The following is a 25,432-nucleotide window of genomic DNA, read 5'->3' as shown; positions in this document are numbered from 1 at the left end:
GCATTAGGGCCTTCTGCCCCTTCTACACTCACCAGAGAAACGTGGTCTGGCTGGCCATCACCTACACAGAAAAAGAAAGGATCTTCACTTAAGGTGCCCCCGTTTACCGTAGCCTGAATTGGAGGAAGGACAACAACTGTGTCCGATGCCTTAGCGATAAAACTGCTAAGGAGCATTGTTCCTAAAAACAACAGAAACAGGAAGTTTCCATAGGTGTTTTCAAGGATAAAACTTGGTTTAATGAGTAAATTTCTTTTCATATCAATCAGTTTTTAGATTCCATACCAAACTAATCGACTTTCTATCTATCGGGAGTCACAAAACCTTAAACTTTTAAAAGCGGTTTGCAATAATTTTGTGATCATTTGATTTGATTTTGATTCACTTTGTCCTGAGATATTATTACTTTCAAGCCAGGTCAGGGATTGACAGGCTTTCGGTTAATTTTATGACCACGTGATATTTATGTGATACTTTTTAACTTTTTTCGCATTGTACAGCTTATGAAAAAAATACTCATCATAGAAGACGATCCCGAGATTATAAAACTGCTCGAAATTCACCTGACAGACCTTATATATAGTACAGAAAAGGCAATGGATGGTGCAGCCGGACTGCAGATGGCATTGGATAATAATTATGACCTTATCATCCTGGATCTGACATTGCCCATAATGGACGGGGTTGAAGTGTGCCGTAAACTGCGCGCAAAGAAAAGCACCCCTATCATTATGCTGACCGCAAAGTCTGAAGAAATAGACCGTGTACTGGGTCTGGAAATTGGGGCGGACGACTATATTACAAAACCTTTTAGTATAAGAGAATTATTGGCCAGGATAAAAGCCGTAATTCGAAGAACAAGTGCCCCGGCCCAAGCCGAAAAATCTAATTCGTCCTTAAACTTTGAAGGCCTGCAGATTGATGTTGAGAAAAGAAAAATTACGGTGAACGGACAACGTATAGAACTTTCACCAAAGGAATTTGAACTGCTTGTGCTGATGGCCTCAAATCCGGGACGCAATTATTCCAGAAGTGATCTGTTAAACATGATCTGGGGCTATAATTTTGAAGGGTATGAGCATACTGTAAATTCGCACATTAACAGATTGCGGGCTAAAATTGAGTCGGATATGGCCAATCCAACCTATATCCTCACCACCTGGGGAGTAGGTTATAAGTTTAACGAAGATATAAAGGTATGAACAGCCCGGAAAAAACCTTAACCCCTAAATTAATAAAGAAGCTTTGGTTAGCTTTTATATTGATCATTGTACTCATGGGGGCTTCCTATGTGCTAATCACAGGGTATTTTGCAAACAAACACAATGAAGCTACAGCTCAGCGTGTTAATGCGGATATCGCAGCCCACCTGATTGAAGAGAAGTTTCAGAATGCGTCACCTTTTCTGGAAGATGGCAGCCCTAACAAAGAATTATTTGGCGACTTGATGCACGACATGATGGCCGTCAACAGGAGCATTGAAGTATATTTATTGGATACCGGAGGAGAAATTATGTATTCTGTTGTGCTAGACCACAGCGACAATGCCCCCATCAAAAAAGTATCCCTGGCCCCCATCCGGGAATTTATAAAAGACAAAGGAGAAAACTATATATTGGGTGATGATCCCAGAAATCCCGGAAAACAAAAGATATTCTCTGCAGCTCCCTTTAATGTAGATGGAAAAGAGGGTTTTATTTACATCATTCTTGCGGGCCAGAATTTTGAATTGACCAGCGATAATTTAATGGCCCAGTACTTTGTAAAATTGGGGATAGGTGCTACCCTGCTAACGATGCTGTTTGCAGCTATTATTGCACTACTCAGCATTTGGTTTCTTACCAAAAACCTTAGGTTAATTACTGATACTGTTAGAAAATTCAGGGAAGGAGATCTGGCTGCCAGAATAGAAGACCCTGATAAATCTGACATAGAAGTATTTGCCCATTCCTTTAACGAAATGGCCGATACTATAGTAGGAAATATTGATAAGATGAAGTCGGTTGATGGATTAAGACGCGAGCTTATTGCAAATGTCTCTCACGACCTGAGGACACCCTTGGCTATCTTAAAGGGTTATGTGGAGACCATGCAGATGAAAAAAGATTCGCTTTCGGAAACTGAAAAAGATGAATACCTCCAAATTACTCATGATAATGTTGATAAATTATCCAATCTTATCAATCAGCTGTTTGAATACTCCAAACTGGAAGCAGAACAGGTGAGCCCGGTAAAGGAGCCTTTTTCAATTACCGAATTATCTCATGACCTGGTTGCTAAATTCAAGGTAATAGCGGCTAAAAAGAATATAGACCTGGTTTTAGACAACCCCAGTGAAAATAGTATTGTTTTCGCTGATGTCAGCCTGGTTGAACGTGCCTTACAAAACCTTATAGAGAATGCCATAAAATTTACAGAACCTAAGGGTCGGGTGGTTTTATCTATTAAGCGCAAGGACGAGAATGTTGAAATAAATATTACCGACACAGGAACAGGCATACCCTTAAGTGAACAACCCTATATATTTGATCGGTACAAGCAGGTAGAGAAGAATACTAAAAAACAGGGATATGGCCTCGGACTTGCCATAGTCAAAAAGATAATGGATTTACACGATACCTCTATTACGGTATTGAGCAAACCCAAGGAAGGAAGTTCTTTTATTTTCAATTTACCTGCTTACCAGGTATAAAGGGAAAATAATTGCTATGAGAGCGGAGAACCCTGATGTAATAGTCAGGGTTTTTTTGAATTATAACTTACTGATAAAACTTCCGTAAAGGTCTTTAAATTGGTAGCCTTCGGAAAAGCGCTGCCTGCTTAACTTTTTGTGCGCTACAAGTCCCCATAAAAGCAATTCTTTTAGAAAATAGCTGTCTTTTTTGTCTATATCGGGTTGATGAACTTTAATGAGTTCATTTAAAGGAGAAATGGCATCTAACTGCCTCTTGTACTCTTCTTCAGTAAGCTCATCGAGCAATTCAAATCCGTTGCCTTCAAAGAACCAATGTAACAATTCGTCATAAGGCGTTTCGGCATCCTTTCGTTCCAACTTGTTGATTTTCGGAAAATACATTGGAAACATGGTTTTAACAGCATCATCAATCAATATAGATGCAACACCATCAGCCCCTTCCTGCTCACCTTCATAAACCAATTCTATTTTCCCGGTAATGGCCGGAATTACCCCTACAAAATCGCTTAAACGGACGGCAGTTTGATCTGCCCCCAGCTTAAGGGCCCTTCGTTCGGCAGTACTTAATAAGTTTTCAAAAGCAGTTATACTGGTTCGCGCACTAACGCCACTTTTAGCATCTACATATTCACTGTTCCTGGCTTCAAAACTAATCTGCTCTAACAGGTCTTTGGCCAATTCGGATACATAGACCATATTCACCTGGCTGTTATCGAGCCTGGCTTCCTGGTCCGTAATCTTCCTTGCAGTCGCAATATCTTCGGGGTAATGGGTCAAGATCTGAGATCCTATTCTGTCTTTCAGTGGTGTCACTATGCTTCCTCTGTTGGTATAATCTTCCGGGTTGGCTGTAAAAACAAATTGCATATCCAGCGGTAACCTGAGCTTAAACCCCCTGATTTGAATATCACCTTCTTCCAGAATATTAAAAAGAGAAACCTGTATCCTTGCCTGAAGATCTGGAAGTTCATTTATTACAAAAATACAGCGATTGGCCCTTGGTATCATACCAAAATGAATCACCCTGTCATCGGCATAGGAGAGTTTTAAATTAGCAGCTTTAATAGGGTCAACATCACCAATGAGATCTGCGACGGTAACATCCGGGGTAGCTAATTTCTCATAAAATCTATCCGATTTGTGCAACCATTGAATAGGGGTACTATCTCCCTGATCCTTAATAAGTTCTTTGGCATAGCGCGACAGTGGTTTTAATGGGTCGTCATTGATCTCAGATCCTTCAACTACAGGAATCCAATCGTCTAGCAAGTCTACCATTAGCCTGGCCAACCTGGTCTTGGCTTGCCCTCTAAGACCTAAAAGATTAATATTATGCCTGGATAATATGGCTCTTTCCAATTCGGGGATTACAGAGTTCTCGTAACCCCAGACCCCTGCAAAGGTCTCTTCTCCCGCTTTTATTCGGGATATCAGATTTTGGCGGAGTTCTTCTCTGATTCCCTTGCTTTGGTAACCCGCTTTTTTTAGTGCTCCTAGGTTTTTAATTTTCTTATAATCCAATTCCATTTTTTTTAATGTATTTATCAATACTTTATTTTAGCCTTTTTCTCCTGTTGGCTTCATAATCCTCAAAAATCATTTCTCCCAGCCCCTTTAATCCGGTAAAGAAAGCTTTGCCCTTGTTTGCTTCCGTAAAATGCCTTATAAATTGCATTAAATACGGGTCCTGAGCAATCATAAAGGTGGTAATAGGAATATGAAGTTTTCTTGCCTGTCGGGCCATATTATAGCACTTTTCAACAATAAAATCGTCCAGGCCAACACTGTTTTTGTAATATTCTCCATCGGGCATTCGAAGACAACTTGGCTTCCCATCGGTAATCATAAAGATCTGTTTGTTGGTATTCCTTTTTCTTCTCAACATGTCCATAGCCAGTTGTAACCCTGCCACTGTATTGGTGTGATATGGCCCCACTTTCAGGTATGGTAATTCTTTAATAGCGATGGGCCAGGCATCATTACCAAATACCAGAATATCGAGGGTATCCTTGGGGTACCTGGTGGTTATCAGTTCGGCCAGGGCCATTGCCACTTTTTTTGCAGGTGTTATACGGTCTTCTCCATATAAAATCATACTATGGCTAATATCTATCATCAACACCGTACTCATCTGAGCTTTGTACTGTGTATCTTCTACGACCAGATCATCTTCACCCAATTGAAAATTTCCTATTCCATGATTAATCTGTGCATTCTTGAGGCTTTCGGTCATGGAAATTTGTTCTAGTCCGTCGCCAAATCTATACTCCCTGAAATCTCCTGTATGTTCGTCACCCTGTCCGGACTTCCCTGTTTTATGGTTCCCGGAACCACTGCGTTTGAGCTTGCCAAAAATCTGATCCAGAGCGCGCTGTCTTATGATACGCTCCATCTTTGCGGTGATCGAGATACTACCGCCACCTGATCCTTCCTCACCCTCATCGCCTTCATTCATGTCTCCACCACCATCTTTAAACTCTTCGCGAATATACCCTTTGGCCTTTAAGTCTTCAATGAAATCATCTATGGTATAATCGTCATCTGTCAGTTCATACTCTTTGTCGAGTTCACGCAACCAATCGATAGCCTCATCAAAGTCGCCTGAAGTATGGGTAATGAGTTCCTGAAAAATATCAAAAAGTTTTTCGAAGGGAGACTGTTCCTTTGCCTGGAAAGCAGAAAATCTAAAACCTTTTCTTTGAATCATAGACATCTTATAAAAATAAGACATTTAGACCAGCGTCAGAATATTTTTAAGAAATCTTAACTAAGATGAAGAATGCCTGCTGTTCAGGACCGCTGCGATATCATTAAGTCTGAATCCTTTGGCCTGCAGGAGAATAAGATAATGGAATAATAGATCCGCACTTTCATTTAGAAATAAGTCGTCGTTATCGTCTTTCGCTTCTATTACCGTTTCAACTGCTTCCTCCCCCACTTTTTGGGCAATCTTGTTGATCCCAGACCGGAAAAGGGATGCCACATAGCTCTTCTGGTTTTGGGTGTTGTTCTTGCGTTCAGAAATGATCTCTTCCAAAATGGTTAAAAACCCAAAATTTGGATCATTCTTTTCATCCCAGCAGGTATCACTTCCTGTATGGCATGTTGGGCCTTCGGGTTGCACCGATATCAATAAAGTATCGCGGTCACAGTCCAGCTTAACATCAGTAAGATGTAAAAAGTTGCCACTCTCTTCTCCCTTGGTCCACAACCGATTTTTACTTCGGCTATAAAAAGTAACTTTCCCGGTAGCCTGTGTTTTAGTAAGTGCTTCTTCGTTCATATAACCAAGCATAAGCACTTTGGATGTAACATTGTCTTGTATTATGGCCGGTACAAGACCATCCTGAGTTTTACTAAAATCTACATTCATATGTATTTATTTTTGCCCGATACGGTGAGAACCCGGCTCGGACCGTTATAATCTTACTGCTATTCCTTTATTTTGCAATGTTTCTTTGAGGTGTTTTATTTCCATTTCCTTAAAGTGAAAAACACTTGCAGCCAATGCCGCATCTGCTTTTCCACTGGTAAAGGTATCTACAAAATGCTGCATATTTCCTGCTCCTCCCGAAGCAATTATGGGAATGTTTAATAAAGTTGATAGTTTAGCCAGGGCTTCGTTCGCAAAACCTTCTTTAGTGCCGTCATGGTCCATTGAGGTGAATAGTATTTCCCCGGCTCCGCGCTCTTCTACTTCCTTAGCCCATTTGAACAAATCTATTTCTGTAGGGACCTTACCTCCAACCAGGTGTACCTTCCACTCGCCATCAATTTGCTTTGCATCAATGGCCACAACTATGCATTGCGATCCAAATTTTGCGACAAGATCATTTATCAATTGTGGATTTTTTACGGCCGAGGAGTTAATAGATACTTTGTCTGCACCGTTATGCAGCAAGACATCCACATCTTCAACAGACGAAATGCCTCCGCCAACAGTAAATGGAATATTAACTTTTTCGGCTACATGATAAACAAGTTCAGCAAGGGTTTTTCTGCGTTCTTCTGTTGCTGAAATATCTAGAAACACTAGTTCATCTGCCCCTTCTCTTGCGTATATATCAGCGAGCTCCACAGGGTCTCCGGCATCTCTTAGGTCAACAAAATTTACGCCCTTTACGGTACGGCCATTTTTGATATCGAGACAAGGAATGATTCTTTTTGCCAACATTTTTATCAATTGTTTTTTGTGGTTAAATCGATCCCATCATAAAATCCAAGGTCCTGATCTTTTAAAATTTTTGTCCAGTATGCTATCTGTCCGGTATGATAAGAATAGTGCTCCACTACATGCATTATTATACCTGCTCCGGATAAATTAAACCCCTGTACCTTTCGTCTAAATAGCATATTTTTTAACGTACAGGAACTGATGGTCTCTTTTACTTTATCTACCTTTCTTTGAAGCATATCAATTAGCGCTGATGACGAAAGACCTGGTTCTGAGGAAAACTCGCTATCGCGTTCTCTGATGTCCTCAGTGTTTCCTAAAGCTGCCAATACATACTGATGCATATTACCGCAAAGGTGGAGGATTAAATTTCCTACACTATTGGAGTTGGGATTAGGCTTCTTCCAAATATCCTCCTCCTGCAGAAAAGAAAGGCTGCTTCGGATCATTCTGGTGCTCTCATCTAACCTATAAAGCGCATTTTCAATAATTTCCTGTCGCAGTTCATTTGCTTTTTTCATAGCCTTATAATATAGTCTTGCAACTGTTTTAATGTTATTCTATTCTCGTAAATGGCTTTTCCTATTATTACCCCATCACAACCTATTTCTTTAAGCTGGGGCAGTTCGTCAAAGGAGGAAATTCCCCCACTGGCGATGAGTTTTAAACCAGGTACTTTCTGGTCCTCCACCCCACTTAATCCTACAGTTGTCTTGTTTATAGCCGTTTGATCAATAATCTTTTTATACAAATCAAAAGATGGTCCCTGCAACATCCCATCTTTACTGATATCGGTGCAAATGACATATTTAATTCCTTGCTTTAGGTAAGATTTTATAAAAGGCAGTAAATCTTCTCCGGATTCCTTTTGCCAGCCGGAAACTGCAACTTTCTCATCTAGCGCATCTGCTCCCAGTATTATTTTATCAGGACCATAACCAGCGATCCAGGTTTTAAAAGTTTCTTTATCGCTTACGGCAATGCTTCCTCCGGTAATCTGATCGGCCCCGCTTTCAAAAGCTATTCTAAGGTCTTCATTAGTTTTAAGCCCCCCGCCAAAATCTATCTTGAGATTGGTTTTAGAAGCAATCTCCTCCAGTACTTTATGATTTACAATATGCCTGGATTTAGCCCCATCAAGATCTACCAAATGCAGGTACTGAATACCATTGGCCTCAAATTCTCTGGCTACTTCCAAAGGGCGCTCATTATATATTTTTTTGGTGCTATAATCCCCTTTAGAGAGCCTGACACATTTTCCTTCTATAATATCTATCGCCGGTATTATTCTCATAACATCTATAAATAAACTTAGCTATCCATGGCCATCCACAGCTTTGAGTTCCCCACGCTTTGAAACCCAAATGGTGTATACAACCCTTGAGCGTCCCTGGTCTTAAGAGCAAAAGTCTGCACTTTTTTAAGGGACTTATGTTTCAAAATGAAGCGCATAAGTTGTTTCCCATATCCCTTACCCTGAACCTCCGGGAAAATAATCACATCCATCAAATATGCAAACACAACAAAGTCTGTAACAACTCTCGCAAACCCTATTTGTTTATCATTCTGATCATACATTCCAAAACAAAGACTATTGTCTATGGAGAGCTGTACGTCCTCTAATGTCCGATTCTTACCCCAATACGATTTTATGTGTATATATTCATAAATCGCCATCACATCTAATTTGTCTTTATTTGTGGAAATGCTGCAATTCATGATTCATATTTTTTCTAAAAAATTCTTCAACATCTTTTCCCCGGGAGAACTGCTCTTTTCGGGATGGAATTGTGTGCCGTAAAAATTGTCCCTGCCCAAAGCTGCGCTATAAGGGAGCTCATATTCCGATATTGCAATGGTATCCTTACAAACCGGGGCGTAATAACTATGAACTAAATACACATATTCCTTATCCCGTATCCCTTCAAAAAGAGGTGTTTTTAGTTGGCTTATCTGGTTCCATCCTATCTGTGGAACTTTTACTGCATTAGAAAACCTAAGTACATCTATATCAAAAATCCCCAGGCCTTCCGTGCTACCTTCCTCAGAATAATTACACATAAGTTGCATTCCCAGACATATCCCCAGGACAGGCTGTTTAAGGTCTCTGATTATTTGCTTGAGTCCGCTATTATTTAACTTCCTCATTGCACTACTTGCCTCACCAACTCCGGGGAAAATTACTTTATCGGCCGCAATAATTTCCTGAGGATCGTCGCTTAGGTAGGCCTCATAGCCTAGCCGCTCTATGGCAAACTTTATGCTTTGAATATTACCTGCGCCGTAATTTATTATTACAATTTTCATTGATTCTGAATTTAGTGAGACTCCTCACTGCTAATGAACTATTTGTCGTCTGTATGGTGGAACACTTTAAGTTCATTTACAACATTCCCTTTGTACTGGGTAAAATCATTTTTTCCACATCGCGTCTTACCGCCATTTTTATGGCTTTGGCAAAAGCCTTGAACACGGCTTCGATCTTGTGGTGTTCATTGGCCCCTTCAACTTTAACATTTAGATTGGCCTTTGCGCCATCTGTAAAAGATTTAAAGAAATGATGAAACATTTCTGTGGGCATGTCCCCTACCTTTTCCCTATTGAATTCTGCTTCCCAAACCAACCAATTACGGCCGCCAAAATCTATGGCAACCTGCGCCAGACTATCATCCATTGGCAGGCAGAACCCGTAGCGCTCTATCCCTAATTTATTTCCCAGGGTTTTGTGAAAAACTTCTCCAAGGGCAATTGCCGTATCTTCAATAGTATGGTGCTCATCTACCTCCAAATCTCCTTTGACCTTGATTTCAAGATCCATTTGCCCGTGTCTGGCAAGCTGATCTAACATATGATCAAAAAAAGCAAGTCCGGTTTTAATGTCGCTATTTCCGCTGCCATCCAGATTTAACTTTATAAAAACATCTGTCTCTTTGGTCTTTCTGGAAATTTCAGCAATACGGGATTCCACTTTTAAAAACTCGTATATTTTCTCCCAATCATTACTCTCCAACGCTATATAGTTAGACAGTTCCTTTTTCTCCACTGTGATCTCTTCTACCCCAAGCTGAGTATTATCATTCATAAATATACCCCTGGCTCCGAGATTTTTGGCCAGTTCTATATCTGTAAGCCTGTCTCCAATTACATATGAAGCACCCAGGTCATACGCATTGTCAAAATAGCTGGTCAACATTCCTGTTCCCGGCTTTCTGGTATCGGCATTGTCTTTTGGGAAAGTCCTATCTATAAAAATCTCCTTAAACTCCACTCCTTCATTTTCAAAGGCCTTTACTATAAAATTATGAACAGGCCAGAAAGATGCCTCCGGAAAAATTTCAGTTCCAAGTCCATCCTGATTGGTTATCATAACGAGTTCAAAATTGAGTTCTCTGGCTATTTTACCAAGGAAAGCAAACGCTTTTGGATAGAATTCCAACTTCTCAAAACTATCAATTTGTTCATCCTCGGGCTCCTTAATTATTGTGCCGTCCCTATCTATGAATAGTACTTTTTTTCCCATTAGTCCAATGCTTTTAAGGTACTGATTAGTCTTTTATTTTCACTTGGTGTCCCTACAGTGAATCGCAGAGTATTATTGCAAAGTGGCTGCTTACTCCTGTTTCTTACCACTATGCCCATTTCAATAAGCTGTATATAACGTTTTTGGGCATCATCAACCCTGACCAGAAGGAAATTAGCATCTGTGTCAAAAATATGCTCTATACATCCAATTGGTTCTAAAGCCTTAATCAAGAGCTTTCTTTCCCTTAGAATATCAGCTACTTCAGCAGCTATCAATTCAGGGTTCGAAATTTGTTCTAATGCCCTTGTTTGTGTCAGTTCATTGACATTGTAAGGCGGTTTTATCTTGTTTAAGATATTTATTATTTCTTCAGAGGCCATGCATATTCCCAGTCTAATCCCGGCCATTCCATAGGCCTTAGATAATGTCTGCGTTACCACCAAATTAGGAAAGCTCGATAATTTTCGTGTCCAACTTTCATGTTCAGAAAAGTCGATATACGCCTCATCTATCACCACCAGGCCATTGAATTTTTCTATAATCTCTGCCACTATCTCATCTGAAAAACTATTTGCAGTCGGGTTATTCGGTGAGCAAATAAAAATAATCTTGGTGTTGCTATCGACCTTTTTCAAAATTTCATCTGTATTGGGCTCAAAGTCATCCGTCAGGAAAACAGTTCTATTCTCAACCGCATTTATTCCTGCGAGCACTCCGTACATACCGTAGGTTGGAGGCATGGTTATAACATTGTCTTCATTGGGTTCACAGAACGCCCGAAATAGCAGATCCAACACTTCATCACTCCCATTTCCCAGGAGCATTTGTGCTGTCTCAATGTTTTTAATTTCGGCCATTTTAGATTTCAAAATGTGCTGCTGAGGATCCGGATAGCGGTTAACTCCATTTTCGAACGGATTTTCATTGGCATCTAAAAATACAAGGTCTTCACTCCAGGAAGCTTTAAATTCGTCCCTGGCGGAAGAATAAGGTTGTAATGATTTTACATTTTCCCTTACCAGCGCATCAATGTTGAAATTCGACTTCATACAAACTAACTTAAATCTCCATTTAGAAATGTAGTATCCAACCGTAATAGGAAGTACATCTATTTTAAACTATTTAATCTTATGGTTACCGCATTTTTATGTGCCTGAAGCCCTTCAGCTTCGGCCATCAACTCAATGGTCGGACCAATATTTTTTAACCCGCTCTCTGATATTTTCTGAAAGGTGATGCTTTTCATAAAACTGTCAAGATTTACGCCACTGTATTGTCTTGCATAACCATTTGTTGGTAAAGTATGGTTAGTACCCGAAGCATAATCCCCGGCACTTTCCGGGGTATAATTACCTATAAACACAGAGCCTGCATTGCTAATTTGTTCTAAATAAAAATCTTCCTTATTACTGCAAATTATCAAGTGTTCAGGCGCATAATTATTGATTAATTCTATGGCCAGGAATTCATTTTCTAAATAGATCAGTTTACTGTTTTCAATCGCTTTTTCGGCAATCTTCTTCCTGGGTAAATCTTCAATTTGCACGGCAATTTCTGCTTCCACTTCCTGCATTAATTTTTCGGAAGTAGTAACAAGAATAACCTGACTATCCGTACCATGTTCTGCCTGGCTTAGTAAATCTGATGCAATAAAGGATGCATTGGCGCTCCGGTCTGCAACTACCAGGAGTTCACTTGGGCCAGCCGGCATATCTATCCCAACTCCGTGTTTGGTTGCAATTTGTTTAGCCACCGTAACATATTGGTTGCCAGGACCAAAAATTTTATAAACAGATGGTACTGTTTCCGTGCCAAAGGTCAGCGCCGCTATCGCCTGTATACCTCCTATTTTGTATATTTCCTCAATGCCACATAATTGGGCGGTATACAAAATTGCCGGGTGAATCTTCCCATTTTTGTCAGGTGGAGAAACCAATACTATTTGATTACATCCCGCCAGGCCCGCTGGTACCGCCAACATTAATATTGTCGAAAATAATGGGGCTGTCCCTCCCGGAATATACAATCCTACTTTCTGAATAGGCCTTTTTTCCTGCCAGCATTGTACCCCGCGGGTGGTCTCTACTTCTATTTTAGTAGTCCTTTGCGCCCCGTGGAATTTTTCGATGTTGTTTTTGGCTGCGTTGATAGCTTTTTTAAGAGCATCCGGCACCATTGCACAGGCCTCGCTAACTTCTACCTCGCCTACTTTAGGATTACTTAGTGTAACCCCATCAAATTGCTTTGTATAATTCTTTACAGCCTTGTCCCCTTTTGCTTTTACCTCCTGAAAAACTGAATTTACAATTTCCTCAATATCGTCCAGGTTTTGCGTTGGACGCTCCAGGAGAGTCTCCCAGGAAGATTTTTCAGGATTCATTATCTTATTCATCATAGCACCATTTTTTCGATAGGGCATACCAGTATACCTTCTGCACCTGCCAATTTCAGACCATCTATTACCTCCCAAAAAGTATCTTGCTTTATAACAGTATGTACCGAACTCCACCCGGCTTCTGCAAGGGGTAAAACTGTTGGACTTCTCATGCCAGGAAGAAGTTTTAATATGTCTTCCAATCGATCGTTTGGAACGTTCATTAGAACGTATTTGGATTGCCTGGCTTGCAAAACAGAATTAATCCTGAATCTGAGTTTTTCGAGAATTTCTGATTTCTCCTGATCAATTTTTGGAGAAACTGCAAGCACTGCTTCACTTTTCAGCATTATCTCGGCTTCCTTAAGGTTGTTCTTGAAGAGCGTGCTCCCACTGGAAACAATATCACATATGGCATCGGCAAGCCCTATATTAGGAGCTATTTCCACCGAGCCATTAATGATGTGTAATTCTGCTGATACTCCCCTCTCTTCCAGATACCTATTAACTGTATTTGGATAGGAAGTAGCAATCCGTTTACCATCCAGATCATTTATTCCACTATAGGAAGTAGATTTAGGTATTGCGAGAGACACCCTGCATTTGGAGAATCCCAGCTTTTCCATAAACTGGATGTCTGTTCCTTTCTCTATCAATACATTCTCCCCAATAATTGCTATATCTACCACCCCATCCCGCAGGTACTGCGGAATATCACCGTTTCTAAGGTAGAGCACTTCCATGGGGAAATTTCTGGCCTGAGCTTTTAACTGATCTTTTCCATTATCTATAGAAATTCCACAGTCTTTTAATATCCTTAAAGAGTCTTCATTAAGACGACCAGATTTTTGAATGGCAATTTTTATCTTATCCATAGCACTTCTATTTAAAAAATAAAACAGTTTCTCGATTTTTGAAAACCAACAAACCAATAATTAAAAAACCCGTTTGATTACTCAAACGGGTAGATATATCTTGAAATACAACAATACATTATTACCTCGCTCGAGTGCCAGAGTAAAAATGATGATGTACTTTAATTCCTTTCATTACACTGTAAAAGTAGAATTTATTTTGAAATCTCAAAAATTTATTCCAATTAATTGTTACCCAGTATCAATGGCAGGCCATCTCCACCAGATCCTATTACTACTACTTTTGAATTAGGGGATTCGGCCATTTTCAAAGTGGCGTCTATCCCTTTATCCTGTAATATCTTATCTGTAAGAGATGCGCTTAAAATCTTATTGGCATCTGCTTTACCCTGAGCCTCAATTCGGACTTTATCAGCTTCTTTTGCAGCAGTAACAAGTCTAAATTCATATTCCAGTGATTCTTGCTCTTGCTTTAATTTACGCTCAATAGCCTCCTTAATTGTAGGGGGTAATGTAACATCCCTGATCAGGACTTCATTCAACTGAATGTATTGGTCGTCTACTATTTTCTTGGTTTCCTCATAAATTTCTACCTGGATGGCATCCCTTTTACTGGAGTATAGCTGCTCCGGAGTATATCTACCCACCACGGAGCGTGCAGCTGATCTTATAGCAGGTAAAAGGATTCGTTCTTTATACTGTTCACTTTTTTCCTGGTGTAATTTACCCAAATCCTCATATTTTGGCTGAAACCAGGTTGATGCATCGAGTTGAATATCCAATCCGTTAGAGGAAAGTACTTTCATTTTTTCAAAAACCTCCTGCTGTCTAACTTCATAGACAAAGACCCTGTTCCATGGGGCTACGATATGAAAACCTTCTCCGAGAGGTGGTTCATCGGTTACCACTCCGTCTCCAAGTGTTTTGTATAATACCCCGGCTTCACCAGAGCCAATAACTACAGCTGATTTTGAAACCAGTATGATTAATAATATGATAATAAATATTGCCGGTAAGGCAATCCTTGGTAATTTGTCCATGTGTTCTATTTTAAATTAGTCCGTTATACTTTCTTATAAACCATTCGGCTGCCAAAGATGCGATTATAATCCCTAACAACAGTCGAAAATCAACTAAAGATACGACATTTTGATTGCTTTTTTGCGTGGGAACAAATTGTGGGCTGGCCAGTAAATTGTCAATTAAATTCTCTACTTCATTTGGAAAAAACAATTCGGCATTGGTGGCATTTGCTAATCGCTGTAACTTTTCATAATCGCTTGAAAAGAATTGTTTTTCAACATCAAAATCCAGCATTTTGAAATTTCCAGATTTGGTAATATTCTCATTAGCTACTTTCACTGTAAAATTATAAGGCCCCGGGGGTAGGTTGCTAAGATCTGCTTTATAGTAACCATTCATAAGTAACATTGGGATCTCACGGGAGGCACCATTTTCAGTATTTTTCAGCATGAGACTTATGCTCGCATTGTTGTCAAAAACAAAGGTTTCATCAAAATAAGAGGCAGAAATAGACGCCTCCCCAATCTCCTGGAAGGTGTTCTGGTAATCCAGTGTTAGTCTACTTTTGGGTGCATTGGAAGAGAGGTAGAGGACAATCCTGGAAATGAGATCATCAAAATTTTTAAAGTCCTTATTATTCCGATAGGACTGTGCCCTCCATTTCCAGATGTTTTCCCCAAAAAGTACAGCTTCCCTTTCATTTTCATTGCCAATAATAGAAAGCAATGGTTCATCTATAGCAATCCCTTTTACTTGCTGTTCAAGAATCACATCATGGGATTTGGTTATCAATATTTCGCCTAAAAAACCTTCAAGAGGTGGGAAATCCTCCACAGAAAAACTACTTGCGTCAAAAATTCCAAATCCGGCATTCTGTAAAGGAAACACTTCTTCAGTTTGATTAAAGCTGTTTTTTATAAAGCTATTTTGAACTTCGTTCAGAAACCGCCAATCTGTTCTAGCCCCAGTAATGGTAAATTTGGCCGCCCCTTTGTCCTTGATATACTGCATAACAGTTCTAAAAGAACGCCCCGGTTGGTAAAGAATAAAAAGATCTGTCTCTTCCAGGTCTTTTACAGAGGTACCGGGGTAATATATATCAACAGACCTTTGCTCATTACTTTCTATTGCTTTCTTTAAAGCTCCTATATCCGGATGAAGCACCTCAGAAATAATGGCGATGTTTGTTTTTTCATCTATCACCTCAATCGCTGATTCTCTAACATTATTAGCAAGGTTTTTTTCGTTTTCCAGAGCTGAGATATTCACTTTTATTTCTTTTATTCCAACAGTACTTGCCGTAATTAATGTATTGGTAATTCTGGAAGTGGTTGTATTGTCGAACCGCAATTGTTCTCTATGCACTGTTTGCCCGTCCATGGTAATGGTAAGAAAACTATTGATATTTCCTTCACCCTGGTAGGAACTATAAATTTCTACTGGAAACCGATTTTTCAGGAAAGCATATTTATTGATATTCAATTGGTCTATACGTAAATCTGAGTACCTCGTAGTATCGCCAATCACAATGGGGTATACAGGAAGTTGCTGTTTTCCTCCAAAGTATTCATAATCTTCTCCCAGGGTTTGGTTGCCATCAGTAGCCAAAATAACAGCGGTTATACCCGCAGAATAAATGTCATTTACAGATGATAGCGCCCTGCTGATATTCGTGGTTTTTTCAGCATGTGAAAGACTGTCGGAAGCATTGAGAAACTGTCCGAAACCAAATGAACCGAATCTGAAATTATCCTGAACCTCTTTATTGGATTGTAAAGTTTCCAGTAAGGTAGTTAATTGTGCTTTTTCTGTTTCGCTATCTATTGAAGAGGAATTATCTAATAGTAATACCAGATTGGCTTTCTCCAGGGTATAATCTGTCTTGGTAAATTTTGGATTGATGAGTAAGAGCAGGCAAGAGAATATGGCCAGAAATCTTAGTAATCCTAGTGGGATATAAAGAGTATTATTTCGTTTCGTCTTATAAAAATACTGGTAAAATACTATGGCCAGGGCAATTATGGCCGACAATATGATAAGTAGTACCGTTGCTATTTGCATCTATTAGTTATCTCGCTTCTCAAAATCTTCTTTGCCTTTCGCTTCTATTCTTTTAACAATTAAATAGATAAGAATTGCTGCTATCGCTGCATAGAATGCAATGATCAACAAAATGGGAAATACCTCCATTCTTATACTATTTTAATTTAACCGCCGTCCCGTAGGCCAGCATCTCGGCAGCACCCTGCATCACTTGGGAGGTGTTAAACCTTACATTTACTATGGCATCCGCCCCTATGCGTTCTGCATCCGAGAGCATCCTGGAAATGGCTTGCTCTCTGGCATCTGCTAACAGACTGGTATATTCAGAGATCTCCCCTCCTACTAAATTCTTTAGCCCGGCAAATACATCCCTGCCAATGTTTCTCGCACGCACCGTACTACCTCTTACCGTTCCCAGGGTTTCGGCAATTTCTTTCCCAGCGACTCCTTCAGTTGTTACAAAAATCATACTTCCACTTTTATCATTAAGTCAACATACCCCCATCTACGTTCATCACTTGTCCTGTGACGTAGGCCGAAAGATCTGATGCAAGAAACAAACAGGCATTGGCTACATCTTCAGGTGTTCCTCCCCGTTTTAATGGAATAGCATCTCGCCATCCCTGAACTGTTTTTTCATCTAGTTTACCGGTCATTTCAGTTTCGATAAAACCAGGAGCAATTGCATTGCACCGAATATTTCTTGACCCAAGTTCCAGAGCAACAGATTTAGTAAACCCTATCATACCTGCTTTTGAGGCAGCATAATTGGCCTGGCCCGCATTTCCCTTGACACCAACAACACTACTCATATTAATTATAGACCCTTTCCGTTGTTTTAACATGGTACGCTGTACCGCTTTGGTCATATTGAAAACGGATTTCAAGTTGATTTCAATTACGGTATCGAAATCTTCCTCTCCCATGCGCATCAATAGATTATCCTTTGTTATCCCAGCATTATTTATAAGGACGTCTATTCCTTCAAAGTCTTCAAGCACATTGGCTACAAGCTCCTCGGCATCAGAAAAACTTGCGGCATTGCTCTTATACGCTTTTGCTTTTACCCCTTTGGCGGTGAGTTCCTTTTCAAGGGCTAAGGCCGGAGCTTCACTAGAACTATAGGTAAAGGCAACATTTGCCCCATGTTCGGCAAAAACCTTTGCAATTCCCATCCCAATACCTCTGCTGGCACCAGTTATAATTACATTTTTTCCTTCTAAAAGTTTCATTTGGTCTTATTTAGGCTGTTATTATTCTTTCTGTATATAAAGATTTAAGCGGTAATAGTTTTTCGCAATTGAAAAAGTAATCATGGACCCGCAATTGTACTCCCAGGTTATTATAATTCTGGAAGCTTGCAAAAATAAATGTCAGGACAACTAAAAATAGTAATCATTTCTCACGATGATCTAATAAGGCAAAAAAAAATCCATCAATCTAAAATAAAGGCTGATGGATCAAAATTTTAATCTATTGTAAAAACTTTAACATACTTAGGACTATCCGATCACTTCCTTGACCTTAATGCCAATTTCTGCTGGTGAATCTACTACATGTATGCCGCAATCTCGCATAATTTGCTTTTTGGCCTGTGCTGTATCATCACTTCCACCTACAATTGCCCCTGCATGCCCCATGGTTCTTCCGGCAGGAGCTGTTTCCCCTGCAATGAAACCTACGATAGGCTTTTTGCTTCCACTGGCCTTATACCACTGTGCTGCATCTGCTTCTAGTTGTCCTCCTATCTCTCCAATCATTACAACACATTCTGTCTCAGGATCATTGATAAGCAACTCTACAGCCTCTTTTGTAGTGGTTCCAATTATAGGATCACCACCAATCCCAATAGCCGTCGTTATTCCTAGTCCCTGGCGAACAACCTGGTCAGCAGCTTCATAGGTAAGCGTCCCCGATTTAGAAACAACCCCTACACCACCTTTCTTAAAAACAAATCCTGGCATGATCCCTACCTTAGCCTCTTCCGGCGTAATGACTCCCGGGCAATTAGGCCCCACAAGGGTACAGTCCTTTCCTTTTATGTAATCATACGCTTTAACCATATCTGCAATTGGGATGCCTTCTGTAATGGTAATAATTACCTTAATCCCGGCAGCAACCGCTTCCATAATAGCGTCAGCAGCAAATGCCGGAGGCACAAAAATAATTGTAGTATCTGCCCCCGCTTTTTGTACAGCCTCTTCAACAGTATTGTAAACAGGTTTTCCAAGATGCTCCTGCCCTCCTTTACCCGGGGTAACACCACCCACTATATTAGTGCCATATTCTATCATTTGTTGAGCATGAAACGTTCCTTCGCTGCCTGTGAAACCCTGAACGATAATCTTGGAATTCTTATTTACTAAAACACTCATTTATTGTTGGTTTTATATGTTTGACAAAAATATGTGTTTGCCGACGATTATTAAAGTTTTCTGCCGCTATTGTTCCTTTAGTTTTTGAATGATCTCGGGCAATTTTTTCATGGTCGTCAGCTGCTTGATCTTTTCCCGAGCATCTTCGGCCGGACTGCCAAAATAGGTTTTACCTCCCTCAAGCGATTTTGCAATTCCGGATTGGGCCAAAACTACTGCCTTCTTGCCAATAGTAATTGCGCTGATTACACCTACCTGACCCCAGAGGGTAACTTCGTCTTCAACAACTACACAGCCTGCAATCCCAACCTGACCCGCAATAAGGCAGTTTTCTCCTATCACTGTATCATGGCCTACCTGCACATGATTATCTAATTTGGTTCCTTTTTTTATTATAGTGTCTCCCGTAACCCCTTTATCAATACTGCAAAGTGAACCAATTTCAACATTATCTTCAATAACTACACGGCCACAGGAAAGCAGTTTATCAAAGCCGTGGGGGCGTTTCTGAAAATAGAATGCATCTGCTCCTAAAACTGTACCTGAATGTATAATGACATTATCACCTATTATGCTGTTGTCATAGATAGATACATTGGCATGTATAATACAGTTATCTCCAATACTTACATTATTACCAATAAAAACGTTGGGCTGCAAAATGGTATCCCGACCAATTTTGGCTGAAGGGGAAATTGACGAACTGGCACTGACAAATGGCCTGAAATGACTGCTTAGTTTATTAAAATCGCTAAATGGGTCTTCTGAGATTAGTAATGCCTTTCCGGGTGGACAGCTTACTTTTTTATTAATTAATATCACTGTAGCCTTAGACTCAAGGGCTTTATCGTAATACTTTGGATGATCAACAAAGACAATATCACCAGGAGTCACTACATGGATTTCATTCATGCCCAATACTTCAAAATCATCTGCTCCTTCATATTCGCACTGGAGAATTGCAGCGATTTGTTTTAAGGCCTGGGGTTCTGGGAATTTCAAACGAAATGTATTAGCGTTAAATTAAATCTTGTTAATGACAATTACTTTGCTCTTTCCATATAGGTGGCACTACCGGTATCTATCTTAATCTTATCTCCTTCATTTATAAATAGCGGGACATTAAGTCTGGCCCCGGTTTCCACGGTTGCTGGTTTGGTGGCATTTGTTGCTGTATTTCCTTTTACACCAGGTTCTGTATGAGTAACTTCGAGCACCACACTAGCAGGCATATCTACGGACAATGGCATGGCATCCTCTGTATTAAAAAGGATGGTGACCACTTCTCCTTCCTTTAGCAAACCAGGAGCATCTAAAGCGCTTTCCTGAAGCGCAATCTGATTGTAATCGTCTGTATTCATAAAATGGTAGGTCTCTCCATCCGAATAAAGAAACTGGTACGATCTGGTCTCTACTCTGACATCTTCAATTTTATGCCCGGCAGAGAAAGTATTGTCCAGGACTTTACCAGAGGTAACACTTTTCAGTTTAGTTCTAACAAAAGCAGGGCCTTTGCCCGGCTTAACATGAAGGAACTCGATAATTTTATAAATATCGTTGTTATACCTGATGCATAACCCTTTTCGAATGTCTGATGTACTTGCCATATTCTTAACTTGTGCTAAAATAGCCTTTCATTATACCGCGCTGAGAATCTCTTATAAACTGAAGAATTTCATCCCTTTCTGGAGTTGCTTCCATCTCTGCTTCAATGATCTGAACGGCCTGTGTATTATTGTAATTTTTCTGATATAGTATTCTATAAATATTTTGAATCTCTCTGATTTTGTCAGATTTGAATCCCCGGCGTCTGAGTCCAACAGAATTGATCCCAACATAAGACATGGGTTCTCTTGCACCCTTCACATAGGGAGGCACATCTTTCCTTACCAGGGAGCCCCCGGTAACAAAGGCGTGGTTTCCAATAGAAACAAATTGATGGACAGCTACCAAACCGGCAAGAATAACATTATCGCCAATGGTAACATGACCTGCAAGAGTAGAATTGTTAGAAAAAATACAATTGTTTCCAATAAGGCAGTCATGAGCAATATGACAATAGGCCATGATTAGGCAATTCTTTCCAACTACCGTCTTCATCCTGTCAGATGTGCCTTTATGTATAGTGGCACATTCCCTGATTGTAGTGTTATTGCCAATTTCTACAGTGGTTTCTTCTCCCCTGTATTTAAGATCCTGAGGAGGGGCAGATATGACCGCTCCTGGGAAAATATTACAATTCTTTCCTATTCTAGCCCCCTCCATAATGGTGACGTTAGAACCTATCCAGGTGCCCTCACCAATACGTACATTATTATGAATGGTGGAAAAGGGTTCAATTACTACATTTTTTGCAATTTTTGCCCCCGGGTGAACATATGCCAGTGGTTGATTCATCCTAGTCCGATTTGGTTTTTACAATCTGAGCCATCAGCTCGGCCTCTGATACCAACTTTCCATTGGCATAAGCATAGGCTTGCATATGGCAAATTCCCCTGCGAATAGGGGAAATCAAATCACATTTAAAAATTAGTGTGTCTCCCGGCACCACCTGTCGCTTAAATCTCACATTGTTGATTTTCATAAAGAAGGTAAGGTAGTTTTCAGGATCAGGGACAGTGCTCAAAACAAGAATACCTCCTGTCTGGGCCATTGCCTCCACCTGAAGTACCCCGGGCATCACCGGAGCTCCTGGAAAATGACCAACGAAAAAAGGCTCGTTCATGGTCACATTTTTGACTCCTACCACATGAGATTCTGAAAGTTCCAGTATCTTATCTACAAGCAAAAAAGGCGGTCTGTGCGGTAACATCTTCATAATCTCCGTAACATCCATTAGGGGAGCTTTATTTAGATCGTAATTTGGAACATTATTCCTTTTATCCTGCTTGATAATCTTGGCAAGTTTTTTAGCAAATTGGGTATTCACAAAATGACCGGGTTTGTTTGCAATTACTTTACCCTTAATTCTGGTGCCAGCAAGGGCAAGGTCCCCGACTACATCAAGTAATTTATGACGAGCTGCTTCATTGGGCTGATGCAAGGTCAGGTTATCCAGTATCCCGTTGGGCTTTACAGATAATTTCTTTTTGTTGAATGCCTTTTCCAGACGTTTCATAGTTGTGTCGGAAATCTCCTTATCCACATATACTATGGCGTTATTAAGATCGCCCCCTTTAATTAACCCGTGTTCCAGTAACATCTCCAATTCATGCAGAAAACTAAATGTTCGGGCATCGGCGATCTCGGTTTTAAAGTCTGTGATGTGCTCCAGGGTTGCATTTTGTGTTCCCAAAACTTTAGTGCCGAAATCTACCATTGTGGTAATCTGGTACTCATCTGAAGGGATAATAGTAATTTCACTTCCGGTACCCTCATCTTTATAACTGATGACATCTTTTACAACATACTCTTCCCGCTCGGCCTTCTGCTCAACAATTCCCGCTTTTTCCAGCGCTTCGACAAAGTATTTTGCAGAACCGTCCATAATTGGCGGTTCCGGAGAATCTAATTCTATAAGCACATTGTCTATTTCCAGGCCGACTAGAGCGGCCAAAACGTGTTCCGAAGTCTGGATTTTTACCCCGTGCTTTTCCAGATTGGTTCCCCTTTGGGTATTAATAACAAAATTGGCATCGGCTTCAATGATGGGTTCCCCTTCCAGATCGACCCGTTTAAAGGCATATCCATGATGCTCCGGAGCGGGGACAAATTTCATTGTAACATTTTCACCGGTATGTAATCCTACACCGGTAAGCGTTATTTCCTTAGCAATAGTGCGTTGCCTTGCAGTAGTATCACTCACTGTCTTCAGTTTTTTGAATGTGGTCTAATCTATTTACGATCTTAGGCAAATTTTTAAAGTGGACATATGATTTGTTGTAATCTGCATAATTTAAAGCAGGTGATCCCTGTAAAATCTCACCATCCTTTACATTTCTTCCTATTCCCGATTGCGCTTGAATTTTAACGCGATCCCCTATGGTGATATGACCTACAATTCCAACCTGTCCTCCTATTAAGCAGTTTTTGCCAATTTTTGTTGAACCTGCAATCCCCGTCTGTGCAGCTATTACAGTATGTTCCCCAATTTCTACATTATGTGCAATCTGAATCTGATTATCTAGTTTTACACCCTTTCTAAGAATAGTAGACCCAAGAGTGGCCCTGTCTATTGTTGTGCCAGCTCCGACATCCACATGATCTTCCAGGATGACATTACCGGTCTGGGGTATTTTACTAAATTCTCCATTTCTACTGGGAGCAAAGCCAAAACCATCAGCTCCTATAATGGCTCCACTATGTATTACACAGCCTTTACCTATTATAGATTCAGAATATATTTTTGCACCTGCGAAAACAATTACATTATCCCCAAGGCTAACGTTGTCGCCTATATATACATTGGGGAATATTTTTACATTATCGCCAATGACGACATTATTCCCTAAGTAGGAAAAGGCTCCCATATAAAAATCCTTGCCATGAGAAGCAGATTCTGAAACGTAAACCGGACTTTCTATTCCCGACTTGTTGAATTTAACCTCATTGTAATATTCCAGTATTTTGGAAAATGACTGATAGGCGTCATCCACCTTGATCAAGGTAGTAGATATGGTATGTTCAGGAACAAAATCGCGATTTACAATTGTAATGGAAGCGGCAGTACTATATATATAAGGGGTATACTTAGGATTTGCCAAAAATGTAAGAGAGCCCTCTTCGCCTTCTTCAATCTTTGCTAATTTGTGAACGGCAATCTCTGGGTTCCCCTCTACTTCTCCCTCTAAAATACCTGCAATCTGACTAGCCGTGAATTCCAATAGTAAAAAATTAGTGCCTATGTGATCGATGTGCACAAAAGTAAGAAAAATTGCTTAATGGATTCTATCTGTTTCTATCATCCAAAATACCTGTATAGTACATCCTGGTTTTTAGGATTGCCCAAAAAGAAAATCAATAGTTACGGTCATTCTTCGACATTCCTATTTTATTAAATCATCTTCGGGGAAACACATATAGTACTTTTCAACTGTTTTGGTAAGAGCTGCCAGGTTTAAATGATCCGAAGCCCTAGCTACATCTACTATTTTGCCGTTTCCTTTAAGGATATTTATATTCTGGTAATCCTGGTCGTACGCCTTGTTAGATATGGTCCCGGTAAATACAAAATAACCGGCCTCATGTGCAGAGAGTCCATGTCTGTCCATAAAATCATCTAAATGGGATCTGAATTTAGCATCAGAAATTGGTTTGTCTTTTATTGTAATCTTCAACAACTCCCGATTTAATATCATTTTAGATAAGCTGGAAAGCACAAAGTCTGATTGAAATTGCCATACTTTTATGGCAGAAAGAATATCCACATCGTCTAATTGAGCGAAAAGCTTTAGCTTATCAGCATCAAAATTTTCATTGGTTATTTTGTTTTCAATAAAAAATTGCAACGGTTTACTACAGGACAATCTAATCCCTTCAGAATGAAGTTCCTTGGCCCTTTTTAATGTACGAATAAGTAATTGTTCGGCTACCAGGCCCGTTTTGTGAAGATATACCTGCCAATACATAAATCTTCGTGCCATTAGAAATTTTTCTACGGAATAAATTCCTTTTTCCTCAACCACTAATTCATCATTATGAACGGTTAGCATTGTAATTAAACGTTCGGCATTTATATTGCCTTCTGCAACTCCTGTATAGAAACTATCCCGTTTAAGGTAGTCCAACCTGTCCATATCTAATTGACTAGACACTAATTGATTTAAGAACTTTCGGTCATATGTCCCTTTAAATATCCGGATGCCAAGCGTTAAACTTCCGTTAAACTTGGTATTGAGTTCCTCCATAAAATATCCGGAAATGCGCTCATGATTAATTCCTTCCACTATGCTATTTTCCATCGCATGGGAGAAAGGGCCATGCCCAATATCGTGCAACAGTATAGCACAAAGCAGTCCTTTCTCTTCTTCCTCAGAGATAGCAACTTTCTTAAAACGAAGCACTTGTATGGCCTGCTTCATAAGATGCATACTTCCTATAGCATGGTGAAACCTGGTATGATGTGCTCCCGGATATACCAAATAGGAAAGCCCCATTTGCGAAATTCTGCGGAGTCTTTGAAAATAAGGTTGGGCTATGATCTCGAAGATAAGCGTATTTGGTATTCTAATAAATCCGTAAATTGGATCGTTCAATATTTTAAGCTTGTTCTGTTTTTTCAAGTTCAGATTTTTAATCGCTTTAAAGTTCAAAGTTATGCAAATGAAATTAGAGACTATCTAACAGGCATTCCCTTAAACTAAGCCTAACAGTAATATGAAGCTTTTTTGCCGACACTTTAAATTAAGTAT

Annotated in this window: 27 protein-coding genes; 2 read left to right on the top strand and 25 right to left on the bottom strand. The window is 39.9% G+C overall.

The annotated features are described in order from the left end of the window. On the bottom strand, positions 1–260 hold a 260-nt coding region (locus J1G40_RS10820), incomplete at its 3' end, for a hypothetical protein (RefSeq protein WP_265242650.1). 243 nt (positions 261–503) lie between these two features. Here J1G40_RS10820 and J1G40_RS10815 point away from each other — a divergent pair. Continuing rightward, positions 504–1,202 carry a response regulator transcription factor gene (locus tag J1G40_RS10815; RefSeq protein ID WP_265242649.1) on the top strand — a complete coding sequence of 233 codons (699 nt, stop codon included), beginning with the start codon at positions 504–506 and terminating at the stop codon, positions 1,200–1,202. Then, complete coding sequence (locus J1G40_RS10810) at positions 1,199–2,692, top strand: sensor histidine kinase (protein WP_265242648.1); 1,494 nt, start codon at positions 1,199–1,201, stop codon at positions 2,690–2,692. Before J1G40_RS10815 ends, J1G40_RS10810 begins: the two co-directional genes overlap by 4 nt. A 60-nt stretch (positions 2,693–2,752) precedes the next feature. On the opposite strand, the gene J1G40_RS10805 is transcribed toward J1G40_RS10810, so the two are convergent. From J1G40_RS10805 to J1G40_RS10690, 24 genes are all read right to left on the bottom strand, one after another. Beyond that, positions 2,753–4,222 carry an AAA family ATPase gene (locus J1G40_RS10805; RefSeq protein WP_265242656.1) on the bottom strand — a complete coding sequence of 490 codons (1,470 nt, stop codon included), beginning with the start codon at positions 4,220–4,222 and terminating at the stop codon, positions 2,753–2,755. Positions 4,223–4,247: 25 nt separating this feature from the next. Then, positions 4,248–5,408 (bottom strand): vWA domain-containing protein, encoded by a 1,161-nt coding sequence (locus J1G40_RS10800; RefSeq protein ID WP_265242655.1) that lies wholly within the window; start codon positions 5,406–5,408, stop codon positions 4,248–4,250. 54 nt (positions 5,409–5,462) lie between these two features. Further along, positions 5,463–6,068 carry a bifunctional phosphoribosyl-AMP cyclohydrolase/phosphoribosyl-ATP diphosphatase HisIE gene (gene hisIE / locus J1G40_RS10795; protein ID WP_265242647.1) on the bottom strand — a complete coding sequence of 202 codons (606 nt, stop codon included), beginning with the start codon at positions 6,066–6,068 and terminating at the stop codon, positions 5,463–5,465. A gap of 45 nt (positions 6,069–6,113) precedes the next feature. After that, positions 6,114–6,869 carry an imidazole glycerol phosphate synthase subunit HisF gene (hisF, locus tag J1G40_RS10790; protein ID WP_265242646.1) on the bottom strand — a complete coding sequence of 252 codons (756 nt, stop codon included), beginning with the start codon at positions 6,867–6,869 and terminating at the stop codon, positions 6,114–6,116. Positions 6,870–6,874: 5 nt separating this feature from the next. Beyond that, positions 6,875–7,390 (bottom strand): DinB family protein, encoded by a 516-nt coding sequence (locus J1G40_RS10785; protein WP_265242645.1) that lies wholly within the window; start codon positions 7,388–7,390, stop codon positions 6,875–6,877. Continuing rightward, positions 7,387–8,163: a 1-(5-phosphoribosyl)-5-[(5-phosphoribosylamino)methylideneamino] imidazole-4-carboxamide isomerase gene (locus J1G40_RS10780; RefSeq protein WP_265242644.1), complete on the bottom strand. Its 777-nt coding sequence runs from the start codon at positions 8,161–8,163 to the stop codon at positions 7,387–7,389. Before J1G40_RS10780 ends, J1G40_RS10785 begins: the two co-directional genes overlap by 4 nt. A 17-nt stretch (positions 8,164–8,180) precedes the next feature. After that, a complete protein-coding gene (locus J1G40_RS10775) occupies positions 8,181–8,588 on the bottom strand; it encodes a GNAT family N-acetyltransferase (protein WP_265242643.1) in 408 nt (135 codons plus the stop codon). Positions 8,589–8,591: 3 nt separating this feature from the next. Continuing rightward, the gene (gene hisH / locus J1G40_RS10770) at positions 8,592–9,176 is read right to left on the bottom strand and encodes an imidazole glycerol phosphate synthase subunit HisH (RefSeq protein ID WP_265242642.1); all 585 of its coding nucleotides are present in this window, start codon (positions 9,174–9,176) and stop codon (positions 8,592–8,594) included. 76 nt (positions 9,177–9,252) lie between these two features. Next, positions 9,253–10,389 (bottom strand): bifunctional histidinol-phosphatase/imidazoleglycerol-phosphate dehydratase HisB, encoded by a 1,137-nt coding sequence (gene hisB / locus J1G40_RS10765; RefSeq protein ID WP_265242641.1) that lies wholly within the window; start codon positions 10,387–10,389, stop codon positions 9,253–9,255. Beyond that, complete coding sequence (hisC, locus tag J1G40_RS10760; RefSeq protein ID WP_265242640.1) at positions 10,389–11,441, bottom strand: histidinol-phosphate transaminase; 1,053 nt, start codon at positions 11,439–11,441, stop codon at positions 10,389–10,391. Before hisC ends, hisB begins: the two co-directional genes overlap by 1 nt. 59 nt (positions 11,442–11,500) lie before the next feature. Further along, positions 11,501–12,784: a histidinol dehydrogenase gene (gene hisD / locus J1G40_RS10755; protein ID WP_265242654.1), complete on the bottom strand. Its 1,284-nt coding sequence runs from the start codon at positions 12,782–12,784 to the stop codon at positions 11,501–11,503. Further along, complete coding sequence (hisG, locus tag J1G40_RS10750; RefSeq protein WP_265242639.1) at positions 12,784–13,641, bottom strand: ATP phosphoribosyltransferase; 858 nt, start codon at positions 13,639–13,641, stop codon at positions 12,784–12,786. Before hisG ends, hisD begins: the two co-directional genes overlap by 1 nt. A gap of 224 nt (positions 13,642–13,865) precedes the next feature. Continuing rightward, entirely contained in the window at positions 13,866–14,681 is an 816-nt protein-coding gene (locus J1G40_RS10745; RefSeq protein WP_265242638.1) for a prohibitin family protein, read from the bottom strand. A 10-nt stretch (positions 14,682–14,691) separates the two neighbouring features. After that, positions 14,692–16,725, bottom strand: a complete 2,034-nt coding sequence (locus tag J1G40_RS10740) for a vWA domain-containing protein (protein ID WP_265242637.1) — start codon at positions 16,723–16,725, stop codon at positions 14,692–14,694. A gap of 3 nt (positions 16,726–16,728) precedes the next feature. Further along, entirely contained in the window at positions 16,729–16,854 is a 126-nt protein-coding gene (locus tag J1G40_RS10735; protein ID WP_265242636.1) for a hypothetical protein, read from the bottom strand. A 7-nt stretch (positions 16,855–16,861) separates the two neighbouring features. Then, positions 16,862–17,176 carry a YbjQ family protein gene (locus tag J1G40_RS10730; protein WP_265242635.1) on the bottom strand — a complete coding sequence of 105 codons (315 nt, stop codon included), beginning with the start codon at positions 17,174–17,176 and terminating at the stop codon, positions 16,862–16,864. Between the two features lie 16 nt (positions 17,177–17,192). Then, positions 17,193–17,939, bottom strand: coding sequence for a 3-oxoacyl-[acyl-carrier-protein] reductase (gene fabG / locus J1G40_RS10725; RefSeq protein WP_265242634.1), 747 nt, complete (start codon positions 17,937–17,939; stop codon positions 17,193–17,195). A gap of 270 nt (positions 17,940–18,209) precedes the next feature. Beyond that, a complete protein-coding gene (gene sucD / locus J1G40_RS10720; RefSeq protein ID WP_265242633.1) occupies positions 18,210–19,082 on the bottom strand; it encodes a succinate--CoA ligase subunit alpha in 873 nt (290 codons plus the stop codon). Between the two features lie 66 nt (positions 19,083–19,148). Beyond that, positions 19,149–20,084 (bottom strand): UDP-3-O-(3-hydroxymyristoyl)glucosamine N-acyltransferase, encoded by a 936-nt coding sequence (locus tag J1G40_RS10715; RefSeq protein ID WP_265242632.1) that lies wholly within the window; start codon positions 20,082–20,084, stop codon positions 19,149–19,151. 41 nt (positions 20,085–20,125) lie between these two features. Next, positions 20,126–20,689: an elongation factor P gene (gene efp, locus J1G40_RS10710; protein WP_265242631.1), complete on the bottom strand. Its 564-nt coding sequence runs from the start codon at positions 20,687–20,689 to the stop codon at positions 20,126–20,128. 4 nt (positions 20,690–20,693) lie between these two features. Continuing rightward, positions 20,694–21,479 carry an acyl-ACP--UDP-N-acetylglucosamine O-acyltransferase gene (gene lpxA, locus J1G40_RS10705; protein ID WP_265242630.1) on the bottom strand — a complete coding sequence of 262 codons (786 nt, stop codon included), beginning with the start codon at positions 21,477–21,479 and terminating at the stop codon, positions 20,694–20,696. A gap of 1 nt (position 21,480) precedes the next feature. Beyond that, positions 21,481–22,887 carry a bifunctional UDP-3-O-[3-hydroxymyristoyl] N-acetylglucosamine deacetylase/3-hydroxyacyl-ACP dehydratase gene (locus J1G40_RS10700; RefSeq protein ID WP_265242629.1) on the bottom strand — a complete coding sequence of 469 codons (1,407 nt, stop codon included), beginning with the start codon at positions 22,885–22,887 and terminating at the stop codon, positions 21,481–21,483. Then, entirely contained in the window at positions 22,880–23,905 is a 1,026-nt protein-coding gene (gene lpxD, locus J1G40_RS10695; RefSeq protein WP_265242628.1) for a UDP-3-O-(3-hydroxymyristoyl)glucosamine N-acyltransferase, read from the bottom strand. The genes J1G40_RS10700 and lpxD overlap by 8 nt, the downstream gene beginning before the upstream one ends. Before the next feature lie 162 nt (positions 23,906–24,067). Next, complete coding sequence (locus tag J1G40_RS10690; RefSeq protein WP_265242627.1) at positions 24,068–25,303, bottom strand: HD domain-containing protein; 1,236 nt, start codon at positions 25,301–25,303, stop codon at positions 24,068–24,070. Between the last annotated feature and the right edge of the window lie 129 nt (positions 25,304–25,432).

Origin of the sequence: Muriicola sp. Z0-33 (genome assembly GCF_026126425.1) — a bacterium.
Taxonomy (GTDB): domain Bacteria; phylum Bacteroidota; class Bacteroidia; order Flavobacteriales; family Flavobacteriaceae; genus JAFMPW01.
Note: the sequence above shows the minus strand (reverse complement) of the source record. Positions and strands in the feature narration are given on the sequence as shown.